Genomic DNA, 22,323 nt, shown 5'->3' with positions numbered 1-22,323 from the left:
GAAAATAAGTATGGAAAGATAATATTTAGAGCAAATAAAAAAGCCCCAGCATGAAGCTGAGACTGTGCCGTTTTTTATAGGAAATCAGATACTTCTTCGATGTCAAAACGATTGCTTTTATGAGCTTCTTTTGCTGCTTTGCCGACAGAAATCAACATCACTGGTTCGTATCGACCGCTCACATTGAATTCTTTCACGTACGCTTCTTTGCTGAAACCGCCCATTGCACATGTATCATATCCCATTGCTTTCGCCGCAATCATTAATTGCATAGCAGCTAACGAAGCGTTAGAATACGCAGCTTCACGTGCATATTGCTCGCTTTGGTAAGCACCATTGATTTGTGTCATCAGTGTTTCTTTAATATCTTCTGTGATGAAACCTTGTTCTGCTAGCTCACTGTAGATTTTTTCACCATTTAGATTGGCTTCAAGGTCACCAAGCACTGCAATCACAGCTGATGCTTGTGAGACTTGTTTTTGATTATAAGCAATTGGAAGAAGTTTTGCTTTTGATTCAGCACTATGGAAAACAGTGAAATGCCAATGCTGAAGGTTCCAAGCAGATGGTGCTTTTGTTGTGATATCAAGAAGCTCTGTTAACTCTTCTTTTGTCATTTCATGAGTTGTATCATACTCTTTTACTGAAGCTCTTTCTTTTAAAATGTCAATCGTTTTTTGATCGCTCGCCATATGGATATTTCCTCCCGTTTTTGCAAATAGTATGGTACAATAAATAAAAAAGTGAGAAACTTACTTATTGTAACTAGAGATATATTTTAAATTGTACACCGTTAGTTTGTCAAACGATTATGAAAAGAAAGGCTGAAATATATGGAATTTCAATTATGTCCAAACATTCAGCAAGCTTTTTTGCTTCTTGGCAAAAGATGGAATGGTCTCATCATTCATGTATTGCTTGATGGTCCGAAGCGGTTTAAAGACCTGACGGACATTATTCCATCCATCAGTCAAAAAATGCTCGCAGAACGCTTAAAAGAGCTTGAGCAAGAAGGAATCATAAAGCGCACTGTACTTCCTGAAACGCCAGTCAAAGTCATCTATTGTCTAACCGAAAAAGGAAGTGCATTACATGGTGTGTTCGGAGAAGTATCGCGCTGGGCAGGGGAGTATGCTGGATCTCATGTAAAAAAGGAGCAAGCCTAGTTTTAGGTTTGCCCAAACGTTTTGTCTCCTAATGAATATGCTGATGTTAGGCACATGACAAAGGAGGAGAAAAGCATGTACCCTCATACTCCGTATTTTCGAGGCGGTGCCCCTGGCATTCCGCCATATGAATCTAGAGTCCCTTTGTTTTTTGGTTTTGGCGCTCCTTTAGTCGGCGGACTGCTTGGCGGATTTCTAGGAAGTGCGATTTTTAATTATCCTCGTCCATATTACCCGCCACCACCACCGCCTGTTCCACCACCTTATGGCGGCGGATATCCACCATATTATTAAGAAAAAAGAGTAAGCCTGCTTCCATTTCAAAGCAGGCTTTTTATAATGGAATATCAATTTCAGAGATGCCTGGATCATCATGCTTTAAAAACATAATTTCTAAAATACCATCTTGATACGAAGCCTTCGTTCCTTTTCTTTTCACAGCAGCAGGCAGGACAACCTTCTTTTGTTTATTCTCTTCAGGAAAATGATCAATAAACAGCAGATTGGCTGTATGTTTGATTTTTACTTTTTCAGTGTTCGGACGATCGAGCTCTATTTTGACAAACACGTGATCTGTCGTCTCAAATACTTCAACATTCGGCTCTTTCTTTTTTTTATCGTCTGTCTCTCTTGCTTTCTGCTTCTGAGACAGCGGATCCTGAAAGGGGAATTGAGCAGAATAATTGGAGCCGAAAACACTTTCCATGACTTGATTGACATATTGCTCAACGTCTTTAGGGTCTGAATTTTTTAACGCTTCTTTTGAAAATTGCTTTTGAAAAGGGAATAATCGGTTCCAGTCAAACATGCAAATCATCCTTTCTAAATGCCCTGAATTAGTATATGCCCATAATGTGATGTGCGTGCTATAATATACGATAGGTTTAGAAAGGAATGGTTAGATTGAACGAACAACAATCAAAAGGTGTCTTATATACGGCTGCATCTTTTACATTATGGGGGTTGTTCCCATTATATTGGAAACTGATGGAGCATATTTCGTCAGGCGAAATTTTAGCGCACAGAATCGTATGGTCCTTTATTTTTATGTGCGGTATTCTTTTATATTTAAAGCAAGTCCGTCCAGCGATGCAGACTGTGAAAGGTCTGATGATAGATGGAAAAGCACTTTTTTCATTACTTTTATCGGCTATTTTAATTTCGGTCAACTGGTATGTATACATTTGGGCTGTAAATCACGATCTGATGCTGGAAGCGAGTTTAGGGTATTATATTAATCCGCTTGTATCAGTTTTACTAGGCATCATTTTCTTAAAAGAACGACTGAATAAAATGCAAACCACCGCCATTCTCATTGCTGCAGCTGGTGTCATCATCTCAACTGTTCAGTACGGCTCATTTCCTGTCGTGGCTTTCGTATTGGCTTTTAGTTTTGGGTTTTATGGACTGATTAAAAAAAGAATGAGTTTTACGAGTGCCATTGGATTAACCATTGAAACACTGCTTCTTGCACCAGCTGCGCTTGTTTACTTATTCTTCTTCTTAAAAGAACCTGTTGTCACGATGAATCCGAGCAGCTTCGGCTCTCTTGGGCTATTATTTTTTGCAGGTGTCTTTACAGCTGTACCGCTTCTTTTATTTTCTGAAGGGGCCAAAAGAATTCCTTTATACCAAGTTGGTATTTTGCAGTATATTGCACCGACCATTACACTCTTTTTGGGGCTGTTTGTGTATCACGAACACTTATCTGCAGCAAAAATCGTGACATTCCTCTGTATTTGGGTGGCGATTTTACTATTTACAACCTCTCAACTGCGAATGAAAAAAACAGCGAATTCTCATTAAAGAGACGAAGCAGTTTGCTTTTTTTTGCAGGCGGATCATGTCATAATAAGTTGTTACCAAAACTGTAGAGGTGATCACATGTCATCAGCCGATGAGCTTGGACACGCTTATCAATCTTTATGGAAAAATCGGCAGCTTGATGTAGTGGATATGACTTCATTACACGAGGCGATACGAGATGATTTGCTTGATGTACGCACCCATCCTCGCGCAAGAAAGTCATTACATCAAAAGTATGTACTCGCTGTGGAAAGAATTTTAGAAAGTGCTATTGAGCAGGGTCATCAACTACAGCTGATCAGCTTACATACGAAAAAGCTGCGAGAACTAATTCAAAATGAAGGAAGGAACCACTCATGAAACCAATTCAAACGGAAGATGTCACAGCACATCTTGAATCGTTTTTAAATCGGCCAGTCTTCGTTCATCTTGAAACGACAACTGGTTCTTATTCAGCTCATGTGAATGAGCAAAATATGACGGTCGTGGCGTATATCCGCAACGCAAAAGTTGTCTATTCACAGGCAAAAATAAAAGGACAAGGTCCATACCGTGTCGGAATGAAAACAGAAGATGGCTGGATTTACGCAGAAGGTTTAACCGATTACGTGTTTGATGAAAAAGGCCGCCTGCTGTTAGCAGGACACCTGCCAGACGGAAAACTAGCGATCTCATTACAAATTAGTGAAACACCATTTCAGGTGTAGGAGAGAGGGGAACAGTGATGAACGAACATGTACTTGTGATGCTGCCTCACCCCGACGATGAATCCTTCGGGGTCGCAGGGCTCATCGCGCAAAGCAGAAAACGTGGAATTCCAGTGACGTATGCATGCGGGACACTTGGAGAAATGGGAAGAAATATGGGAAGTCCAACTTATGCTAACCGTGAGACACTTCCTGAATTAAGAAAACAGGAATTAATCAATGCATGTAAAGAAATGGATGTCACAGACTTGCGAATGCTTGGTCTTCGGGATAAAACGTTGGAATTTGAAGATGATGAGTATTTAGCGGATGTGATGGAACGCATAATTGATGAAGTGAAACCAACTCTTATTGTCACGTTTTATCCAGGTCATGGCGTACACCCTGATCATGATGCGACAGGTGAAGCGGTCATTCGTGCTCTATACCGCAAGAAAAAAGAAGACCGTCCCGTCACATACTGCATGGCCATTACGAAAAATCGAGAAGAAGTGCTAGGAAATGCCGATATTGTGATTGATATTACGGATGTAGCCGATATCAAATTAAATGCACTAAGAGCGCATAGAACACAAACAGAAGGCATGCTAAGAGAGCTTGAACAAAAGCTGAAAAACAAAGAACCAGTCGTTCAAAAATGGTTTGATGAAGAAATTTTCTGGACGTATCAATGGAATGACTAAATGAAAGGCAGCTGACTTCAGTCAGCTGCCTTTTCCTGTTGTATGAGAATGCATACGTCTTTCAATCAACCTAAGACGAACAAATAGGACGATGGCACCTGCGGCAAGCCCAGTAATCAGCCCAACCCAATAACCAAACGCTCCAAATGAGGTATACGTGCCAATCAAGTAGCCAGCTGGAAGGCCGATGACCCAGTAAGAGACAAACGCAGCAATCAGTGTGTAATTCACATCTTTATAGCCGCGCAGAGCCCCCTGAATGGGTGCAGCGATCGCATCTGACAGCTGGAAAAAGATCGCATACATCAAAAAGTGCTGTGTCATTTGTAAAACAGCTGATTCAGTTGTATATAAACCAGCGATCTCAGGTCTAAATAACAAGATGAGTGCTGCGGTACATAATGAGAACAAAACAGCTGTTGCAATGCCAATATAGCTGTAGCTTTTTGCGTCTTTATACCGCATGGCACCGGCTTCAAAACCTACAACAATCGTTAAAGCCATTGAGATACTAAGCGGCAGGATATATAAAATAGAAGCAAAGTTCATTGCTGCTTGGTGACTGGCGATTGTCACGGTATCAAAGTGACCCATTAAGAGCGTGACAGCTGCAAAAATACTTGTTTCAAAAAAGATCGCAAACCCAATAGGGATACCGATTTTCAGTATTTGACCCATTCGGGAGACGTTAAAACGAGGTAATGTCTGAAACAACCGAAAGGATGCAAACGGTTCGGCTTTGATGACAATACAAATACTCATGATGAAAATCGCCCAATACGTCAGCGCAGATGCAAGACCAGCCCCTGCACCGCCAAGCTTTGGAAACCCAAAGTTTCCAAAAATAAAGAGATAATTTAAAACAAAATTAATAGGAAGTGCGGTTAACGTAATGAACATCGTCACACGTGTTTTTCCTAATGCATCAATGAACGATCTCATGACTGAATAACCAAAAAGCGGGATGATTCCAATAGCAAGGAAGCTGAGAAAATGACGGGCAATGGTTTCTACGGATGGTTCAAGCCCAAGTCGCCCTAAAATAAAAGGAACACACATCGATCCAATGACAATCACCACGATACTTAAAAGAAAAGATAAATAAATGGCCTGGAAGACCGCACGAGGAACATCTTCCCTGCGGCCGCCGCCCATCAGCTGAGCCACAATAGGGGTAACAGCCATTAAAATGCCAGCGAGACCAGTATAAACAGGTGTCCAAATGCTCGAACCGATCGCTACACCTGCTAGGTCTTCTGCACTCACTTTTCCAGACATCACCGTGTCTAAAAATGTGATGAGCGAAAGACCTGCTTGTGTAATTAAAATCGGAATCAATATGGTTAAAAATTGTGCCAACTTTGCTCGAATACTATTCGTTTCTCTCATCATAAGTTCCTCTCTGAACAGAAATAACGAGAGGAATTATATCACGCTATGTAAAAAAATCAATTCTCCGTCGGATTATTTTTCTTTGAGGGCTTCGTTTTTTTGAACATTTGGGCATAAATAAAAGAAAGACTGACAACACCTAAAATGCTGCAAGCATATTGAATCACTTTTTGAATGGTCATATTGAATTCACCTCCATACAAATAGAATGTGCACAATTTGTTATTTTATGACACAAGCGAAAGAAGGAGGGACATGGTGAGATGATCAATCGCACAAATGAAGAAGCGATGTTTAAGTTAGAAATGAAATCTCATTTAACGCAAATTATGATGGATGCAAGGAAAATCGTCGAATCGCTTGACCAGACGGAACAATGTCTTCTTTGTGAACTCGAATCATTACATGATCAGTTTAATGAAATGCATGCAGAGGCTTCCTCGTTTTATTTACAAGCATATATGGAAGAATACACACCAGGTTTTGCTCAATTTTCTTTAGCCATTGAGAACTTATCAAAACAAAAGCATGGCGCACTGATTGTGATTCAAAGGAGAGATGAGGTAGAGGATTATATACAAAAAGGGACAAACCTCCATGCGAAAATTAGCGCATCATTAATAGAAAGCATTTTCTATCCTGGAAACCCACTTCATGATGGCGCCCTTTTAGTAAAAGAAAACACGCTTGTTTCCGCTGCAAACGTCCTACCGCTCACCTCAAAAAAAGTCAGCCCTTCTCTAGGCACAAGACACCGGGCAGCCATTGGACTTTCTGGCATGACTGATGCCCTTGTTCTTGTTGTATCAGAAGAAACAGGGAAAATGTCGTTTGCGAAAGAAGGCGTCCTCTATCCGTTAACTGTAAAAGACCAAGAAATCAGAAAGTAAACATGAACACAGCATTCTTCATTGGGAAGGGTGCTTTTTTTATTGAGGAGAAAAAACAGGCAATTAAGTAAAAAGTCATTTGATACAGAAAAATTTGTCATGTAGAATAGAACTATGAAACTAGCAACGTGCTTGTTTTGACAAATTTCTAAACGTCAACTTAAAAATTCCTTAAAAATTGTTTATAAATACAGCAAACAGCCGATAGAAACGATATGGCTTTGTTTTAGCATTTTGAGTTTGCTGCTCTAAAACCTATTTAGTATTGCCCAACGTCTTCATGTCGAGTAATATTATAGAAATAAAGATAAAATAGTGCAAGAGAAGCAGAACCATTAAATGCTAAACTCGAAACTAGTACATAAGTCTTATGGGACGAAATCATGAAAGGCGGAGATTTATCTATGAAGAAAAAAGTAGTAACCGGCCTCACAGTTTCAGCGATCGCGGGCTCAGCTGTTATTGCTGCACCGGCAGAAGCACAGACGATCAAGGTGAAAAGCGGTGACTCACTTTGGAAGATTGCCGAACAGTACAACACAAGTATTTCGGAACTTCAATCTCTTAATCAATTAAAAACGACGATGATTTTTGCAGGACAAAGCTTAAAGATTCCTAGTGCAAAAAGTTCAAAATCCAGCTCATCAACAAGTTCAAAAGCAACGAAATCAAGTGCTTCAACAACATCTAGCTATACAGTCAAGCTTGGGGATTCATTATGGCTGATTGCGAAGAATCACAAAATGTCAGTTGCAAGTTTGAAAAGTTTGAACAGCTTAAACAGTGACCTCATTCGTCCTGGACAAAAGCTGAAAGTGTCTGGAACGACGAAAACGAGCGGCAGCCAGTCAACAAATTCAAACTCAACATCTAATTCTAGCTCAAGTAACAAATCAACGAATTCTAATAGTTCGTCATCAGCATCTAGTACATATAAAGTAAAATTAGGCGATTCACTTTGGAAAATTGCCAATTCGTTAAACATGTCGATTGGTGAAATTAAAACATTGAACTCGCTAAAATCTGATATGATTTATCCAAATCAAGTATTGAAGGTAAAAGGAACGGTGACGTCAAAACCAAGTCAGCCGAAAGCACCTGCTCAATCTAGCACGCCTTCAAACAGCAATCAGTCTTCAAGTAGTAAAACCACATCTTATACGGTTAAATCAGGTGATTCATTATGGAAAATTGCGAATCAGTTTAAGGTGCAGGTTCAATCAATCCGCACAGCAAACAGCTTGAAAAGTGATGTGCTGAGAATTGGACAAGTATTAAAAATCAACGGAACAGCTTCCGGTTCAACTGGATCTAATGGTTCTACGTCAAACGGTTCAACAACACCGGTCAACAATAATAAAACTGACGTTCCAATGAATGCAAAAATCACGACAATGATTCAAGAAGGTAAAAAACTCACAGGCATTCCTTACAGATGGGGTGGCAATACACCAGCTGGATTTGATTGTAGCGGCTTTGTTTACTATCTCATTAATAAGGTTTCATCAGTATCTAGATTGAGTACAGCAGGATACTGGAATATGATGACGCCTGTCAGCACACCACAAGTTGGAGATTTTGTTTATTTCACAACGTACAAAGCAGGTCCTTCTCATATGGGACTATACCTAGGTGGAGGAGATTTCCTTCATGCAAGTGACAGCGGAGTAGGAATTTCAAACTTAAGCAATCCATATTGGAAAAAAGCCTACCTAGGCGCAAAACGTTTCTTCTAAAAAAGCCGATTTTCGGCTTTTTTTGTTTGCCCGTTGCTGTGATTGTCCATACTGATAACAAAAGGGGGCAGTCATAAATGAAAAAGTCAGTGTGGATGATCATGATATGTTTGATCTTTACCGCATCAGCATGTCATGCACCGCCGAAAAAAGAAACGACAGAAGAAACAAGAGAAGTTGCCGCACCTAAACAAGCACCAGTCACAACGTCACTCATAAACGAAAGCGGTCAAAAAATAGGGAGCATTGAAATAAGAGAGTCCTCAGAAAATGGGCTGGATCTGCATGTGAAAGCGAAAGGACTGCCGCCAGGTCCTCACGGCTTTCATATTCATGAAACAGGAATATGTGAAACGCCAGATTTTGAAACAGCAGGTGCACATTTTAATCCGACCCATAGAGAGCATGGCTTCGACAACCCAAAAGGGCATCATGCTGGAGATATGCCTAATTTAGAAGTAGGGGCAGATGGACAAATTGATGTTGTCGTGAATGTACCAGATGTGACGTTAAAGGGAGGCCAGAATCAATTAGTTAATCAAAACGGGCGAAGTTTTATCATCCATGCAGAAGCAGATGATTACTTAAGCAACCCTTCTGGCAACTCAGGGAAACGCATTGCTTGCGGAGCCATCACAAAAGAAATGGTAAAATAACAGAAGACGAACCTTTATGTATTGAGTGCATAAAGGTTTTTTTAGTATACTTGGTGAGGAAAATGATCGAAGAGAGGAATTAATCATATATGTTTAACCAACCAGCACTCCCAGAAGAAATTCAAGCAATGATCGAAGCAAAAGGAAAAGTTCTCGAAGAAGAATTTCGTCCGCTTATCGGAACAGGCGGCTATGAATCACAAGATACGTCTATTATTCAAGATGCCATGATTGCACTTGCCCTAGGAAAAAATGTTCTGTTAAAAGGACCGACGGGCTCAGGTAAAACCAAACTAGCAGAAACTTTATCTGCGTTCTTTCAACAGCCGATGCACAGTGTAAACTGCTCAGTTGACCTTGATGCAGAAAGTCTTATTGGCTATAAAACCATCCATAATGATGGACAAGTTGCTTCTATAGAATTCATTGAAGGACCCGTTACAAAAGCAATGAAAAAAGGACACCTTTTATATATTGATGAAATCAACATGGCAAAACCAGAAACACTGCCTATTTTAAACGGTGTGCTTGATTACAGAAAAATGATGACAAACCCATTTACAGGTGAAGTCGTTAGAGCAGAAGAAGGTTTTGGCGTGATTGCAGCAATCAATGAGGGATATGTGGGGACAGTGCCGCTCAATGAAGCGCTGAAAAACCGTTTTGTCGTCATTGAAGTTCCTTACATTGGCGGTGGCATTTTAAAAGAAGTACTGCACACTCAATCCGTATTAAAGGATGAGCGTTTAATCGATCAATTCGTACAGCTCTCATCAGATCTCATCGTCCAAGCACACAATGGACAGGTCAGTGAAGAAGCCGCATCCATTCGCGCACTGTTAGACACATGTGATCTTGCGCAATATATTCCGCCGCTTCGTGCAATTGAACGAGGAATTGTAGAGAAGCTAGAAGATGACCGGGAAAAAGCAGCGGTAAGAAATATCGCTCAAACATTATTCGAGTGAGGTTCTGACTTTTGAAATTCATCAAATTTAATGACAGCAGAATCGATTCATTTCTATTTATGGAATTAACGGATTTAGCCAAAACACTTGCCAAAAGTGATGATGTGGAGCTTGAATACGGTGTTCAGTCGTACTATGAACCGTTTGAAAAGAAAATTTTCATCAGCCATTTTTGGGATGATCGTCATCAAGAGGATATGATGGCAGGCCTAAAAAGTGATGTGTTTCTGCGAGCAGTAGGGACAGTGTATAGCGATCTTACAGTATTTGAAGACATCATTCGCTATGCCCACACATTATCCATTCCTGATGTGTGCAAACAATTGTTTATGCTGTTTGAAGATATCCGCATTGAAGAGCGGATTAAACGTGACCGCCCAGGAACAAAAAAGGTATTTAAACGGAGAAGAGAGCTTTACAGACGTCACTTTAAAACACAATTAACGATTAACCAAGAGCGCAGTATTTTAACAGATGCACTCTTTTGTGCGATATACGTGAAGCTGACAGCCGAATCTCCGCTTGAAGAAATTCCACCCCTTCATGAGCGGATAGACCCAATGATTCCGTTTATTGAGTCAAGTCTTGAACGTGTATATGACGCACGCTCGACATCTGATATTGCCATCATTGTGAAGGAATTGACAGAAGGCTTCGATGAGCTCCTTGAAAAGGATATGCTGAATACATACTTCTTCTTCCCAGAATTGGACTATGAAAAAGCGGCAAAAGAACCGCTTTTCCATGACCTCAAAAGAAAGCCTAAATTAAGTGAGGATATAAAAGTCGATCGGGAAAAAGAGGGGGATGAAGACATCCATAATGAATATATGGAAGTATGGCATAGAGAAACGGAAGCACCATCTAAAAGTTTCCTTCAATTTGATTTAGAACACGGTGGTAAAAGCGATCTCGGTAAAGATGCGGCAAGAGAAGGTGACGATGGAGATCAGGCGCTTGGAACGGTTCAAGGTTCAGCCAAACAAACCCATCGAAAAGACTATTCAAAGCTTGAAGCACTAGAAGAGGCAGAAGGAGAAGAAAGCGGGGCAGATGCGCATGAGAATGGAAAAGAAAACAAATATGCTTTTCCAGTCATGATTTCACCAGAACCTCCTTCACCAGAGCAAATAGATGTGTACAAGCAGCACGCAAAGGCAATCGAGCCTTATCAGAAACGCTTAAAACAAATGATTCAAAAAACACTTGAGCATAAAAAATCATGGCCAAAAACAGATCTTCATGCAGGGCGTCTCAGTAAAAAGCTCATTCGTTATTTTACAGAGTCTAACCCTCGACTATTTTATAAAAAACAAGCGCCATCTTCTCAAATTGATGCTGTGTTCACTTTATTAGTTGACTGCTCTGCGAGTATGTTTGACAAGATGGATGAGACAAAAAAAGGGATTGTTCTGTTTCATGAAGCTTTAAAATCAGTGCAGGTACCTCATCAAATTGTTGGGTTCTGGGAAGATACAAATGACGCAACTGAAACAAGTCAGCCGAACTACTTTAACACCGTCGTATCGTTCAAAGATTCCTTATTTGACGCAGGACCATCCATTATGTCACTTGAGCCAGAAGAAGATAACCGGGATGGATATGCGATTCGCCAAATGACAAAAATGATTTTAAAACGAAGAGAAGAGCAAAAGTTCCTCATTGTTTTCTCAGACGGAGAGCCGGCTGCATTCAGCTACGAACAAAATGGGATCGTGGATACACATGAAGCGGTTCTCGAAGCGAGAAAAAAGGGAATTGAAGTGATCAATGTGTTTTTATCCAATTCTCCGATTGAAGAGGCGCAGATGAAAACGATCCAAGATATGTATGGCAAGTTCAGCATTTTTGTACCGGATGTCGATACATTGCCAGATGTGCTATATCCATTACTCAAGAAATTGCTGCATAAAAGCATTGGGGCATAAGGTTTTGCCCCTTTCTTTAAAATATTTTTCGGAATGATTTAAATTTTTTGTTTTTCTTTGAATTTTTTATCTTTAATTGAACAAAGAATGTAGAAAGTAATCCGAAACAGTGGTAGAATATGATTGGAAGCGTTTTATTACATAAATTTGGTCATTGTGTTCTGGAAGTTATATCGAGATAGTGTTCAATCACTTGATGATCAAAGTTGGGGGTAGTGTTCAAAATGTTTCAAAATGATGTGAAACAACCGTTGAGTTGGGAAGAATTTCATGGTCCGAACCTCGGCTACGTGCTCGAGCTCTACGATCAATATGTCCAGGATCCTACTAGTGTTGATGAAGACATAAGAGGCATATTTGATGAACTTGGTGCACCACCGAGTGAAATGAAGGAGGAAATTGGGAAAAAAGAAAATAGCGTAGTTACTTCTGAACAAATCCAAAAGATAGCATCAGTCGTTAAACTGGCAGAAGACATCAGAACGTATGGCCATTTAAATGCTTCCGTCAATCCTCTTCGCAAAGAAAAGGAATTACAAGAGCTGTTTCCATTAAAGGAATACGGTTTAACTGAAGAAGACGTTAAGAATATTCCAATATCAATTATTAGTCCAGATGCACCTAAACACATTTCAAACGGCATAGAAGCCATTAACCATTTGAGAAATACGTATAAGCGTACCATTTCATTTGAGTTTGATCATGTACATGACTTCGAAGAGCGCAACTGGCTCTCTAAATCTATTGAGTCTGGTGAATTATTTAAGAAAAAACCAGCAGATAAACTAGTTTCTGTACTCAAAAGATTAACAGAAGTCGAGCAATTTGAGCAGTTCCTTCATAAAACATTTGTTGGACAAAAGCGTTTTTCTATAGAAGGATTAGACGCACTTGTTCCAGTACTTGATGAAATTATATCCGAGTCTGTTACACAAGGGACTTCAAATATTAACATTGGAATGGCACATAGAGGCCGTTTAAATGTATTAGCACATGTGTTAGGAAAGCCATATGAGATCATTTTCTCAGAATTCCAGCATGCGCCTAATAAAGAGCTTGTACCATCAGAAGGCTCTATCGGCATCAGCTACGGATGGACAGGGGATGTAAAATATCATCTCGGTGCTGACCGCCAAATCAAAGATGAAGATACAAAGAGTGCAAGAGTCACACTTGCCAATAACCCAAGTCACTTGGAATTTATTGATCCGATTATTGAAGGAAGCACTCGTGCTGCTCAAGAATCGCGTACTCAAAAAGGCTATCCAGTTCAAGACGTTGAAAAAGCGTTAGCCATCTTAATTCATGGGGATGCTGCATTTCCTGGAGAGGGAATTGTCGCAGAAACATTAAATTTAAGTCAATTAGTCGGCTATCAAGTGGGGGGAACGATCCATATCATTGCCAACAATATGATTGGATTTACCACAGAAAGCAATGAATCTCGTTCAACGAAATACGCTAGTGACCTTGCAAAAGGTTTCGAGATTCCAATTGTTCACGTCAATGCAGACGATCCAGAAGCTTGTTTAGCAGCTGTTCAGCTGGCGGTAGAATACCGTAAACGGTTTAAAAAGGATTTCTTAATTGACTTGATTGGCTACCGCAGATATGGCCATAACGAAATGGATGAGCCTTCTACTACTCAGCCAATGCTGTACGATGCGGTCAGAAAGCACAAAACGGTCAAGAATATCTTCGCAGATAAGCTTGTCACTGAGGGCCTTCTGTCAAAAGAACAAAGAGAAGAAATTGAGCAGGCTGTCACGGCAAAAATTGAAGAAGCTTATAAAAAAGTACCTTCAAAGAAAGAACATACGATTCAAGAAATCGAACTGCCAGAGCCTGTATCTAACGGCTTCCCTGCAGTTGATACATCTGTAGAGTTTGATGTATTAAGAAAGCTGAATGAAGAATTAATTAGCTGGCCGAAAGACTTCCAAGTATTCGGTAAGCTAAAGCGGATCCTTGAAAAACGTGCAAAAGTGTTTACAGATGATCGCAAAGTGGAATGGTCACTTGGTGAAGCACTGGCATTTGCATCTATATTAAAAGACGGTACGCCGATTCGAATGACCGGACAGGATTCTGAGCGAGGCACATTTGCTCAAAGAAACCTTGTTCTTCACGACAGTCAAACGGGTGATGAATTCATTGCTCTTCATGAACTGAGTGATGCAAATGCATCATTTACAGTCCATAATAGTCCACTGTCAGAAGGCTCTGTCATCGGGTTTGAATATGGTTATAATGTCTATTCTCCTGAAACATTAGTGATTTGGGAAGCTCAATTTGGAGACTTCGCAAATGCGGCTCAAGTGTATTTTGATCAATTTATTTCAGCAGGCCGCGCCAAGTGGGGACAAAAGTCAGGGCTTGTGATGCTCTTGCCACATGGATATGAAGGACAAGGTCCAGAACATTCTAGTGGAAGAACAGAACGCTTCTTGCAATCAGCTGCTGAGAATAACTGGACAGTTGCGAACCTGACAAGTGCAGCTCAATACTTCCATATTCTTAGAAGACAGGCGAAAATGCTGCTTCGTGAAGAGATTCGTCCTCTTGTCATCATGACACCGAAGAGTCTGCTTCGAAACCCGAACACATTATCCGAAGTCCAAGAACTAACAGATGGACAGTTCCGTCCAGTTCTTGAACAGCCGGGCCTTGTGCATGATCATGAAAAAGTAACACGCCTTGTGCTATCGAGCGGGAAGGTATCGATCGATATTAGTGATCGTTTTACTCAAATGGAAGACTCAAAAGATTGGCTTCATATTGCGAGAGTGGAACAATTATATCCATTCCCAGCCAAAGATATTAAAGCCATTTTATCAAAACTGACGAACTTAGAAGAAATCGTATGGGTGCAAGAAGAACCGCAAAATATGGGCGCTTGGGGATATATTGAGCCATATTTACGTGAAATTGCATCTGAAAAAGTAAAAGTACGTTACATCGGCCGCAGAAGACGTTCAAGTACGGCTGAGGGTGATCCAACTGTTCATAAAAAAGAACAAGAACGAATTGTATCTGATAGCTTGACTCGCAAAAACTAAGGGGGAAATGAAAAATGGCGGAAATTAAAGTACCTGAACTAGCGGAATCAATCTCGGAAGGAACAATTGCTCAGTGGCTAAAACAGCCGGGCGATTATGTTGAGCAGGGGGAATACCTGTTAGAACTTGAAACAGATAAAGTCAATGTCGAATTGACAGCTGAAGAATCTGGTGTTCTAAAAGAAGTACTGAAAGATTCTGGTGACACTGTCCAAGTTGGAGAAGTCATCGGAACGATTGCAGCAGGTGAAGCTGGCGGAAGCGAGTCCGCAGCTCCAGCACCTGAGCAAGATTCTGCACCAGCTTCGAAAGAAGAACCAGCAGCTGAACAAAAAGAAGAGGCAGCAAAAGAAGAGCCGAAATCTGGTAATGGCAGAACGATCGCTTCTCCAGCAGCTAGAAAACTAGCAAGAGAGAAGGGGTTAGACTTATCTGAGATTCCAACCGCAGATCCGCTGGGCAGGGTACGAAAGCAGGATGTAGCTTCTTACCAAAAGAATGAAGCTCCTGCAAGTGCACCGAAAGCCGCGCCAAAAGCAAATGCTGCGGTGCAAAATGATCAAGCAGGGAAACCAGTTGAGCGTGAAAAAATGTCACGCCGCAGACAAACCATTGCAAAACGTTTAGTTGAAGTTCAACAAACGGCAGCGATGCTGACAACATTTAATGAAGTCGATATGACAGCTGTCATGGATCTAAGAAAGCGTCGCAAAGATGCCTTCCTTGAACAAAACGATGTGAAACTGGGCTTCATGTCCTTCTTCACAAAAGCAGTGGTAGCAGCACTTAAAAAATATCCACTTCTCAACGCAGAAATTCAAGGTGATGAGCTTGTCATTAAAAAATTCTATGACATCGGTATTGCTGTAGCCGCCAATGAAGGGCTTGTGGTACCAGTTGTCCGTGATGCAGATAGACTATCATTTGCAGGAATTGAAAAAGAAATCGGTCATCTTGCGAAAAAAGCAAGAGATAACAAATTATCGCTCAATGAATTACAAGGTGGATCATTCACGATCACAAACGGAGGAACATTTGGTTCTCTGCTTTCAACACCAATTTTAAACAGTCCTCAAGTTGGAATTTTAGGTATGCATAAAATTCAGCTTCGTCCTGTTGCAATTGATGAAGAACGCTTTGAAAACCGTCCAATGATGTATTTAGCTCTTTCATACGACCACCGTATTGTCGATGGTAAAGAAGCTGTTGGGTTCCTTGTCACGATTAAAAATCTACTTGAAGATCCTGAACAGCTATTGCTTGAAGGATAATCGAAAGAAAAAGCTAGTACCGATGAGGGTACTAGCTTTTTTGGTCTTTATTTTCTGAGTAGCCTCTTTTTGACCAAAATGTTGCCAGCCAAGAGCCAGATAAATTATGCCATACGCTAAAAATGGCACTGGGAACGGCGGCAAGTGGAGAAAAATGTGCGGTTGCAAGGGCTGCGCCAAGTCCAGAATTTTGCATCCCTACTTCTATTGAAATTGCTCGTTGAGAAGGAATGTCCATTTTACACCATTTTGCAATGAGGTAACCCAATAATAGACCAAGAGCATTATGTAAAACAACAACGGCAAAAATAAGCAGTCCAGATTGCAGAATCTGTTCTTTATTTGCGCTGACAACAGCTGCAATGATGGCGACAATGCCAGTAACAGATACAAGTGGAAGTGCTTGTACAGCATACGTCACTTGTTTTTTAAAAAACAATTTGACGATGACACCTAAAATAATCGGAATTAAGACAACTTGGACAATCGACAAAAACAAAGCACCCGGTGATACAGATAACCAAGATTTTGCAAAAATATAAATAAAAACAGGGGTCAAAATGGGAGCAAGTAGTGTCGAGATCGTTGTCACGGCAAGGGATAAGGCCGTATTTCCTTTCGCCAAAAAGGTCATTACATTGGATGCAGTCCCGCCTGGACAGCAGCCGACGAGAATGACACCAACAGCGATTTCAGAAGGCAAATGTAACCCATAGGCCAATAAAAATGCTATGAGTGGCATCAGTGTATACTGCGCTAAAACCCCGATCAATACATAAAGAGGCTTTCTAAAAAGCTCTTTAAAATCTTCAGAAGACAGCGTCAGCCCCATGCCAAACATAATAATGCCCAGTAAAAAAGGGATATAAGGTCCAATCAAAGAAAATGCCGCAGGAAAAGTAAAACCTAGACAAGCAAAGACAATGACCCATATAGCGAATGTTCTTCCTGCAAAGTGACTAATGTGTAAAAGGGTGTTGATACTATCGTTCAACTCTCTTTCTTTTCATATCTTTTCTATTTTAAATGAATTTTCTGAAAAAACAACCTATGATTTTGCAAGGGGTGTTCATAATATTATTATGTAAACTAATAAAAACCCACATAGTAAATGAACTATGTGGAGTATGCGATCAAAAAGGTGTCCATTTTACTTGTTGAGCCTGTTTTAGTCTTGCTTCTGGCTCACGCCAGTCAACGACATTCCACCACCGGTCTACATATTGCGCCTTTTCATTTCGATATTGGAGGTAATAGGCATGCTCCCACACATCAAGAGCAAGAAGGGGGATGACGTCCCATTGTGAGAGGAACTGATGGCGTTCTGCTTGTAAAATGTCTAAACGCTGAGATCGAGGGGACCATACAAGAATCGCCCATCCGACACCTTCTACTTGTTTGGCAGCAGCTGAAAAATGTGACTTGAACGCCTCATAGCTGCCAAATGATTGATCAATGAGACGAAGCATTTGACCAGTAGGTTTTCTTTTCCCTGAAGGACTCATGGAAAACCAAAAGATACAATGTAAATAATGTCCTGCCCCATGAAAGGCAAGCTCACGTTCCCAATGCTTGATCATCGTAAAGTCGTTGGTTCTTCTTGTTTTTTTTAGCGCAAGTTCAGCTTGATTTAGACCATCAACATAAGTTTGATGATGCTTTTGATGGTGCAAGTACATAATTTCTTTTGAAATATAAGGTTCGAGTGTGTCATACCGATAAGGCAGTGGTGGTAACTGATGATTTCCAGCTGCTACATCGCGCACTTCTTCGTGTGGATGCTGCATGTCTTCTGCAATCCTTTCGGCTAGTTCGTACCATTCTTGTTCACTGGAATCATCATCCTCCATTTTGAGTCGTAAATGTTCCACTTTTCGATGGATATTATCATCTTGCCACACATGTTGAATCGTGCTAAGCCACTCTTTGAGCTGTGAGCGATATTCTTCTTTATTCATGTATACGCCTCATTTCCTCTAAAAATGTAGAACAAGCCATCATCGGAAACACAAATGGGTAGCTATGATAGGTGATGTAAAATTGTTTTGGCAGTCCAATGCCGACCGGATAGTACATGGCTTCTTCAGTATGGTGATGGTTCACTAAAAAGGAGACAGCTTTCAAAATGGCTGCGTTATTTGCTTTCTCATATTGGAGGAGCGCCTCTGTCGCCCATGCGGTTTGAACCACTGTGCCAAAGGAAAGCGGGACATAGGTTTTCAGTTCTGCACTTTTACACGATTCTCCGAAACTGCCATCTTCAAGCTGAATCTGCTTTAGGAAACGGCACGCTTTTTGCACAGCAGGGTGTGAGGAGGGAATGCCGGCCGCTTTCAGTCCTGTTAACGCTGCCCAAGTTCCATAAATATAACAAACACCCCATCTGCCAAACCATGATCCGTTTTTCTCCTGGTGGTCAATGAGCCATTTTACACATCGATCTTTTTGCCTGAGAATCGTGGGTGAAGCAGTCTCTTTTTCTTCTAAACCAATCAAATGGAGCACACGACCAGTAATATCAGGAGTTGACGGATCAATCGCCGCATCCTCCGCAGATTCAAGCGGAAGGTGACGAAGTAGAAAGTGATCTTGATTTTTTTCAAAAGCAGAAAAGCCGCCATCACGGTTTTGCATGGAGAGAAGCCAGTCATATCCTCGTTTCCACTGAAGTGGAGCGTATTCTTTTGGGATCGCTTTTAACACAATTTGCGTGTCATCACAATCAGGATTATTCGTATTGATATGTGAGAAACCAAAGCCCCCGGGAGTAGCAAGACGGTTATGAACTGCCCAATCCGCTTTCTTCATTTGCTGGCGGTCCAGCAAATAGGTGAAGGAATTCATGATCATGGGATCTTCTCGTTTTCTTCCTGCTCTTTGAGAAGCGTAACTGACAAGCGCTGTATCCCACACAGTCGAGGTGGAATTCTCAGCATATATCTTGCCTTGACAGGAGGTGACGAGCTTTTTCATACCCCTGACTGCTTTTTGGATGAGATGATGTCCAGGGGAGTACCCAAGGCTCATGAGGGCATAGACCATAAAGATGGTTGCACTTAAGTAACTGTACAGCGTCCCATCTTTTTCAAGACGGTCAAACATGTATCGCTTTGCCGCTTCATATCCGAAAAAGTCGAGCCGGCTGTCGAGGGCTGTATATGACCGCATATACATGAGGAAGTCATCAGTCGAACGTTCTTCTCTTGCCATAAACCAGTCAAATGGATTTTTAGACATGTTTTCATCAAGATGGGCTAATGATGGAAACGCAGCATGAGAGGTATACCGTTTGTTCAGTGCGATCATCATGGGTACAAAATGAATCCTTGCATAGGCACTAAGGTGGTAGAAGTGTAGCGGAAAAGACGTAGGGATGAGTAAAAAGGAAAGAGGTGCATAGAAGTAGGGCCAAGGGTGCATGCCATTTACGGCAAGCATCCACTTTGTCATAAAATGAACGTTCTTTAGGCCACCTTTTGAGCGAATATATTGTGCTGCTTTTTCCATATGGGGCTCGTCTTTTTGAAATCTGCCAGATGCGAGCATTCCGCAATAACCTTGTACTGTAGCTGTGAGATGTCCTGACTGGTCATGATACAAAGAAAAGGAACCATCTTCATTTTGTTTGGCATGTATTGCTTCGGCCAATTGATGGATCAATTGCTGATCGGGGTCACCAACGGCTTTTAACAGCATAATGAAAAAAGCATTTGTCATCATAGGTCCTTCAAAGCAGAAAATAAATGCGCCATCTTCTCTTTGTCTGCGTTCTACCTGCATGTGCAGTTCATCGATATATTCGTTGACTCTCGTTTTAAAATCTTGCATTCGGCCATGCTCCTTTCCTTTATCACTATATTCAGGAGTCGGCCTGTCACATGACAGCTCAAAAAAAGCCGATGACATCGTCACCGGCTTTCTTAAATGATTAATCTTGCAGATTAATCCACACGCTTTTGACTTCTGTATAGTTGTTTAGGGCATATGATCCCATTTCTCTGCCAAGGCCTGACTGTTTATATCCGCCAAACGGGGAGGCGGCATCAAAGACATTATAGCAGTTGACCCAAATGGTCCCTGCTTCTAGGCGTGCAGCGATATCGTGAGCATGCTTTAAGTTTTCTGTCCAAAGTCCTGCCGCTAACCCATAGTCAGATTGATTGGCCCGTTCGACCACTTCATCAATGGAATCGTAAGGAATTGCAGATAGAACTGGACCGAAGATCTCTTCTTTTGCGATTGTCATTTCATCTTCTACATCTCTAAAGACAGTAGGGGAGACGAAATAGCCTGCTTCATAAGGGCAGTCACCACCGACTACGGCTGTTGCACCTTCTGACTTCCCTTTTTCGATATAACCTAACACACGTTCATGCTGCTCTTTACTCACTAGAGGCCCAATCTGGGTATCATGATGAAGACCAGCTCCTTGTTTTAATGATGTCGCATATTTAGCCATTTGATCGACGACTTCATCATATTGGCTCCGGTGCACAAAGACCCTTGATCCTGCACAGCACACTTGACCTTGGTTAAACATCACGCCGTTTAATGCACCTGGAATGGCTTTCTTTAAATCGGCATCTGGTAAAATAATATTCGGCGATTTTCCGCCAAGCTCTAAAGTAACACGCTTGATGGATTTGGCTGCTTTCTCCATGATCAATTTCCCAACACTTGTTGATCCAGTGAAAGCCAGCTTATTGACATCAGGGTGATCGGTTAATGCTTCACCGGCTGTTTCACCAAATCCAGGAACGATGTTAATCACGCCTTCTGGGAATCCGGCTTTATCCACTAATTCAGCTAAATATAAAGCAGATAGCGGTGTTTGTTCAGCTGGCTTTAAAACGATGGTGCAGCCTGTTGCCAGTGCAGCACCCATTTTCCACATGGCCATGAGGAGCGGGAAGTTCCAAGGAATGATTTGTCCCACAACGCCAACAGGCTCATGGCGGGTATAATTAAAATATCCCTGGCTGACAGGAAGGGTTTGTCCAGTCATTTTCGTGGTCCACCCTGCATAATAGCGCATGTGCTCAATGGCAAGAGGGATATCCGCATTGGTTGTTTCATTAATTGGTTTTCCATTGTCAAGTGTTTCCAGCTGGGCCAGTTCTTCTTGGTGTTCTTCCATTAAATCTGCCAGCTTAAACATCAAGCGGGCACGTTCGGCTGCAGACATAGAACGCCAAGGTCCATGGAACGCCTTTTTAGCAGCTTTTACTGCCTCATCAATGTCGGCTGCACCTGCTTCATATACATCAATAAGGGTTTCTCCTGTGGCAGGGTTAGGTGTAGAGAATGTTTTGTTATCATGACTTGTGACAAACTGACCGTTAATGTAGAGTTTTTTCGTCCCTTGGAGAAAAGATTCGAGTTTTGAACTGATTTGAAGTGTTGTAGAGCTCATAAATAAACAAACCTCCTTAAAGATATGGGTTGTTCTGCGAGTTCTAGGTGGAAAAAGTGGACATGAAGCAATTTGTATACGCACACAGATGTAAACGTATACATTTATCATATTACACGACATCTTTGAAAGCAATCGATAACACTCATTGCATTTCACGAAAAATTGGCTACAATAAATGTATAGATGAAAAAAGGAGTTTTTAAATCATGATCCATCAAAACTGGCAAACGGCTGAAACGATAAAACAAGTAAAATGTGTACATACAAATGCGAAAAAATATATGGTTGACCGAGCATTAACGGTTGGGCACACATATGATGTGAAAAATGAAACTGAGGAATTTCTCTTTGTCGTTGATAATACGGGTAAAGTAGGCGGGTACTACAAAGAGTATTTCGAAGACAATTCTGCTGAATGATTTTGATGGTCATCACTCATACTAAGAAAAACAGTAAAGGGTGATGATGATGAAAAAGCAGCAGCAAGAAGAGCAGAAACATCAAAATGCTTGGCATGACAATGAAGATGCTGATATGGCGATTACACTTGAGCAAATTTCTGATGTGTATGCCGAAGGAACGATTGATACCCCGAAAGATGAATAGTCATTTAAAACAGTGGTTTTACATAATCACTGTTCAGAT

At 41.1% G+C, this 22,323-nt stretch carries 23 protein-coding genes; 15 read left to right on the top strand and 8 right to left on the bottom strand.

All coding sequences use genetic code 11. The features are described from left to right. Window positions 1–74: 74 nt before the first annotated feature. Window positions 75–692, bottom strand: coding sequence for a nitroreductase family protein (locus NSQ11_RS09915; protein WP_035703274.1), 618 nt, complete (start codon window positions 690–692; stop codon window positions 75–77). Between the two features lie 141 nt (window positions 693–833). Here NSQ11_RS09915 and NSQ11_RS09910 point away from each other — a divergent pair, with 141 nt between their 5' ends. Together NSQ11_RS09910 and NSQ11_RS09905 are read left to right on the top strand one after the other, a co-directional pair. Then, the gene (locus NSQ11_RS09910; RefSeq protein WP_008346466.1) at window positions 834–1,166 is read left to right on the top strand and encodes a winged helix-turn-helix transcriptional regulator; all 333 of its coding nucleotides are present in this window, start codon (window positions 834–836) and stop codon (window positions 1,164–1,166) included. Window positions 1,167–1,241: 75 nt separating this feature from the next. Then, window positions 1,242–1,460, top strand: a complete 219-nt coding sequence (locus NSQ11_RS09905) for a hypothetical protein (RefSeq protein ID WP_003215921.1) — start codon at window positions 1,242–1,244, stop codon at window positions 1,458–1,460. A 40-nt stretch (window positions 1,461–1,500) separates the two neighbouring features. Here the strand turns inward: NSQ11_RS09905 and NSQ11_RS09900 are convergent, their stop codons facing one another. After that, the gene (locus tag NSQ11_RS09900) at window positions 1,501–1,974 is read right to left on the bottom strand and encodes a spore gernimation protein GerT (protein WP_046526872.1); all 474 of its coding nucleotides are present in this window, start codon (window positions 1,972–1,974) and stop codon (window positions 1,501–1,503) included. Between the two features lie 86 nt (window positions 1,975–2,060). Between NSQ11_RS09900 and rarD the strand changes: the two genes are divergently transcribed. The 4 genes from rarD (at window position 2,061) to bshB2 (ending at window position 4,362) form a co-directional block, all read left to right on the top strand. Beyond that, a complete protein-coding gene (rarD, locus tag NSQ11_RS09895; RefSeq protein ID WP_039165518.1) occupies window positions 2,061–2,972 on the top strand; it encodes an EamA family transporter RarD in 912 nt (303 codons plus the stop codon). A 78-nt stretch (window positions 2,973–3,050) separates the two neighbouring features. Continuing rightward, window positions 3,051–3,332 carry a hypothetical protein gene (locus NSQ11_RS09890; protein WP_048003185.1) on the top strand — a complete coding sequence of 94 codons (282 nt, stop codon included), beginning with the start codon at window positions 3,051–3,053 and terminating at the stop codon, window positions 3,330–3,332. Next, window positions 3,329–3,679 (top strand): YojF family protein, encoded by a 351-nt coding sequence (locus NSQ11_RS09885; RefSeq protein WP_024718572.1) that lies wholly within the window; start codon window positions 3,329–3,331, stop codon window positions 3,677–3,679. The genes NSQ11_RS09890 and NSQ11_RS09885 overlap by 4 nt, the downstream gene beginning before the upstream one ends. A 17-nt stretch (window positions 3,680–3,696) precedes the next feature. Beyond that, the gene (gene bshB2, locus NSQ11_RS09880) at window positions 3,697–4,362 is read left to right on the top strand and encodes a bacillithiol biosynthesis deacetylase BshB2 (protein WP_007500738.1); all 666 of its coding nucleotides are present in this window, start codon (window positions 3,697–3,699) and stop codon (window positions 4,360–4,362) included. Window positions 4,363–4,383: 21 nt separating this feature from the next. Here the strand turns inward: bshB2 and NSQ11_RS09875 are convergent, their stop codons facing one another. Together NSQ11_RS09875 and NSQ11_RS09870 are read right to left on the bottom strand one after the other, a co-directional pair. Further along, on the bottom strand, window positions 4,384–5,751 hold the full coding sequence (locus NSQ11_RS09875; RefSeq protein WP_342501100.1) for an MATE family efflux transporter: 1,368 nt from the start codon (window positions 5,749–5,751) through the stop codon (window positions 4,384–4,386). Window positions 5,752–5,810: 59 nt separating this feature from the next. Then, complete coding sequence (locus NSQ11_RS09870) at window positions 5,811–5,936, bottom strand: hypothetical protein (protein ID WP_003215647.1); 126 nt, start codon at window positions 5,934–5,936, stop codon at window positions 5,811–5,813. Window positions 5,937–6,017: 81 nt separating this feature from the next. Here NSQ11_RS09870 and cdaS point away from each other — a divergent pair, with 81 nt between their 5' ends. From cdaS to odhB, 7 genes are all read left to right on the top strand, one after another. After that, entirely contained in the window at window positions 6,018–6,644 is a 627-nt protein-coding gene (gene cdaS, locus NSQ11_RS09865) for a sporulation-specific diadenylate cyclase CdaS (protein WP_212357261.1), read from the top strand. 404 nt (window positions 6,645–7,048) lie between these two features. Then, window positions 7,049–8,380: a peptidoglycan endopeptidase gene (locus NSQ11_RS09860; RefSeq protein ID WP_035703339.1), complete on the top strand. Its 1,332-nt coding sequence runs from the start codon at window positions 7,049–7,051 to the stop codon at window positions 8,378–8,380. A gap of 77 nt (window positions 8,381–8,457) precedes the next feature. Continuing rightward, the gene (locus NSQ11_RS09855) at window positions 8,458–9,036 is read left to right on the top strand and encodes a superoxide dismutase family protein (protein WP_019743268.1); all 579 of its coding nucleotides are present in this window, start codon (window positions 8,458–8,460) and stop codon (window positions 9,034–9,036) included. 89 nt (window positions 9,037–9,125) lie between these two features. Further along, window positions 9,126–10,004 carry a MoxR family ATPase gene (locus NSQ11_RS09850; RefSeq protein WP_017359496.1) on the top strand — a complete coding sequence of 293 codons (879 nt, stop codon included), beginning with the start codon at window positions 9,126–9,128 and terminating at the stop codon, window positions 10,002–10,004. A gap of 11 nt (window positions 10,005–10,015) precedes the next feature. After that, window positions 10,016–11,932 (top strand): VWA domain-containing protein, encoded by a 1,917-nt coding sequence (locus NSQ11_RS09845; protein ID WP_058336741.1) that lies wholly within the window; start codon window positions 10,016–10,018, stop codon window positions 11,930–11,932. Window positions 11,933–12,156: 224 nt separating this feature from the next. Next, window positions 12,157–14,991: a 2-oxoglutarate dehydrogenase E1 component gene (sucA, locus tag NSQ11_RS09840; RefSeq protein WP_035391743.1), complete on the top strand. Its 2,835-nt coding sequence runs from the start codon at window positions 12,157–12,159 to the stop codon at window positions 14,989–14,991. Window positions 14,992–15,005: 14 nt separating this feature from the next. Then, complete coding sequence (gene odhB, locus NSQ11_RS09835) at window positions 15,006–16,262, top strand: 2-oxoglutarate dehydrogenase complex dihydrolipoyllysine-residue succinyltransferase (RefSeq protein ID WP_007500721.1); 1,257 nt, start codon at window positions 15,006–15,008, stop codon at window positions 16,260–16,262. Window positions 16,263–16,293: 31 nt separating this feature from the next. Here the strand turns inward: odhB and NSQ11_RS09830 are convergent, their stop codons facing one another. The 4 genes from NSQ11_RS09830 to NSQ11_RS09815 all read right to left on the bottom strand — a co-directional run bounded on the left by NSQ11_RS09830 (window position 16,294) and on the right by NSQ11_RS09815 (window position 21,675). Further along, window positions 16,294–17,244 carry a bile acid:sodium symporter family protein gene (locus NSQ11_RS09830; RefSeq protein WP_035391745.1) on the bottom strand — a complete coding sequence of 317 codons (951 nt, stop codon included), beginning with the start codon at window positions 17,242–17,244 and terminating at the stop codon, window positions 16,294–16,296. Window positions 17,245–17,395: 151 nt separating this feature from the next. Then, window positions 17,396–18,220 carry a superoxide dismutase gene (locus NSQ11_RS09825; protein ID WP_342501099.1) on the bottom strand — a complete coding sequence of 275 codons (825 nt, stop codon included), beginning with the start codon at window positions 18,218–18,220 and terminating at the stop codon, window positions 17,396–17,398. Next, window positions 18,213–20,090 (bottom strand): prenyltransferase/squalene oxidase repeat-containing protein, encoded by a 1,878-nt coding sequence (locus NSQ11_RS09820; RefSeq protein WP_035391751.1) that lies wholly within the window; start codon window positions 20,088–20,090, stop codon window positions 18,213–18,215. The genes NSQ11_RS09825 and NSQ11_RS09820 overlap by 8 nt, the downstream gene beginning before the upstream one ends. Window positions 20,091–20,190: 100 nt before the next feature. Then, window positions 20,191–21,675, bottom strand: coding sequence for an aldehyde dehydrogenase family protein (locus NSQ11_RS09815; RefSeq protein ID WP_017359492.1), 1,485 nt, complete (start codon window positions 21,673–21,675; stop codon window positions 20,191–20,193). A gap of 209 nt (window positions 21,676–21,884) precedes the next feature. On the opposite strand from NSQ11_RS09815, the gene NSQ11_RS09810 reads away from it, so the two are divergent. Beyond that, window positions 21,885–22,097 (top strand): DUF6501 family protein, encoded by a 213-nt coding sequence (locus tag NSQ11_RS09810; protein ID WP_008346502.1) that lies wholly within the window; start codon window positions 21,885–21,887, stop codon window positions 22,095–22,097. A 49-nt stretch (window positions 22,098–22,146) separates the two neighbouring features. Beyond that, window positions 22,147–22,284, top strand: coding sequence for a YozQ family protein (locus tag NSQ11_RS09805; protein ID WP_017359491.1), 138 nt, complete (start codon window positions 22,147–22,149; stop codon window positions 22,282–22,284). Window positions 22,285–22,323 lie beyond the last annotated feature (39 nt).

The sequence above is a fragment of the Bacillus sp. FSL W7-1582 genome, from assembly GCF_038593325.1.
GTDB lineage: Bacteria > Bacillota > Bacilli > Bacillales > Bacillaceae > Bacillus > Bacillus altitudinis.
This window is presented reverse-complemented; position numbering and strand designations above follow the sequence as displayed.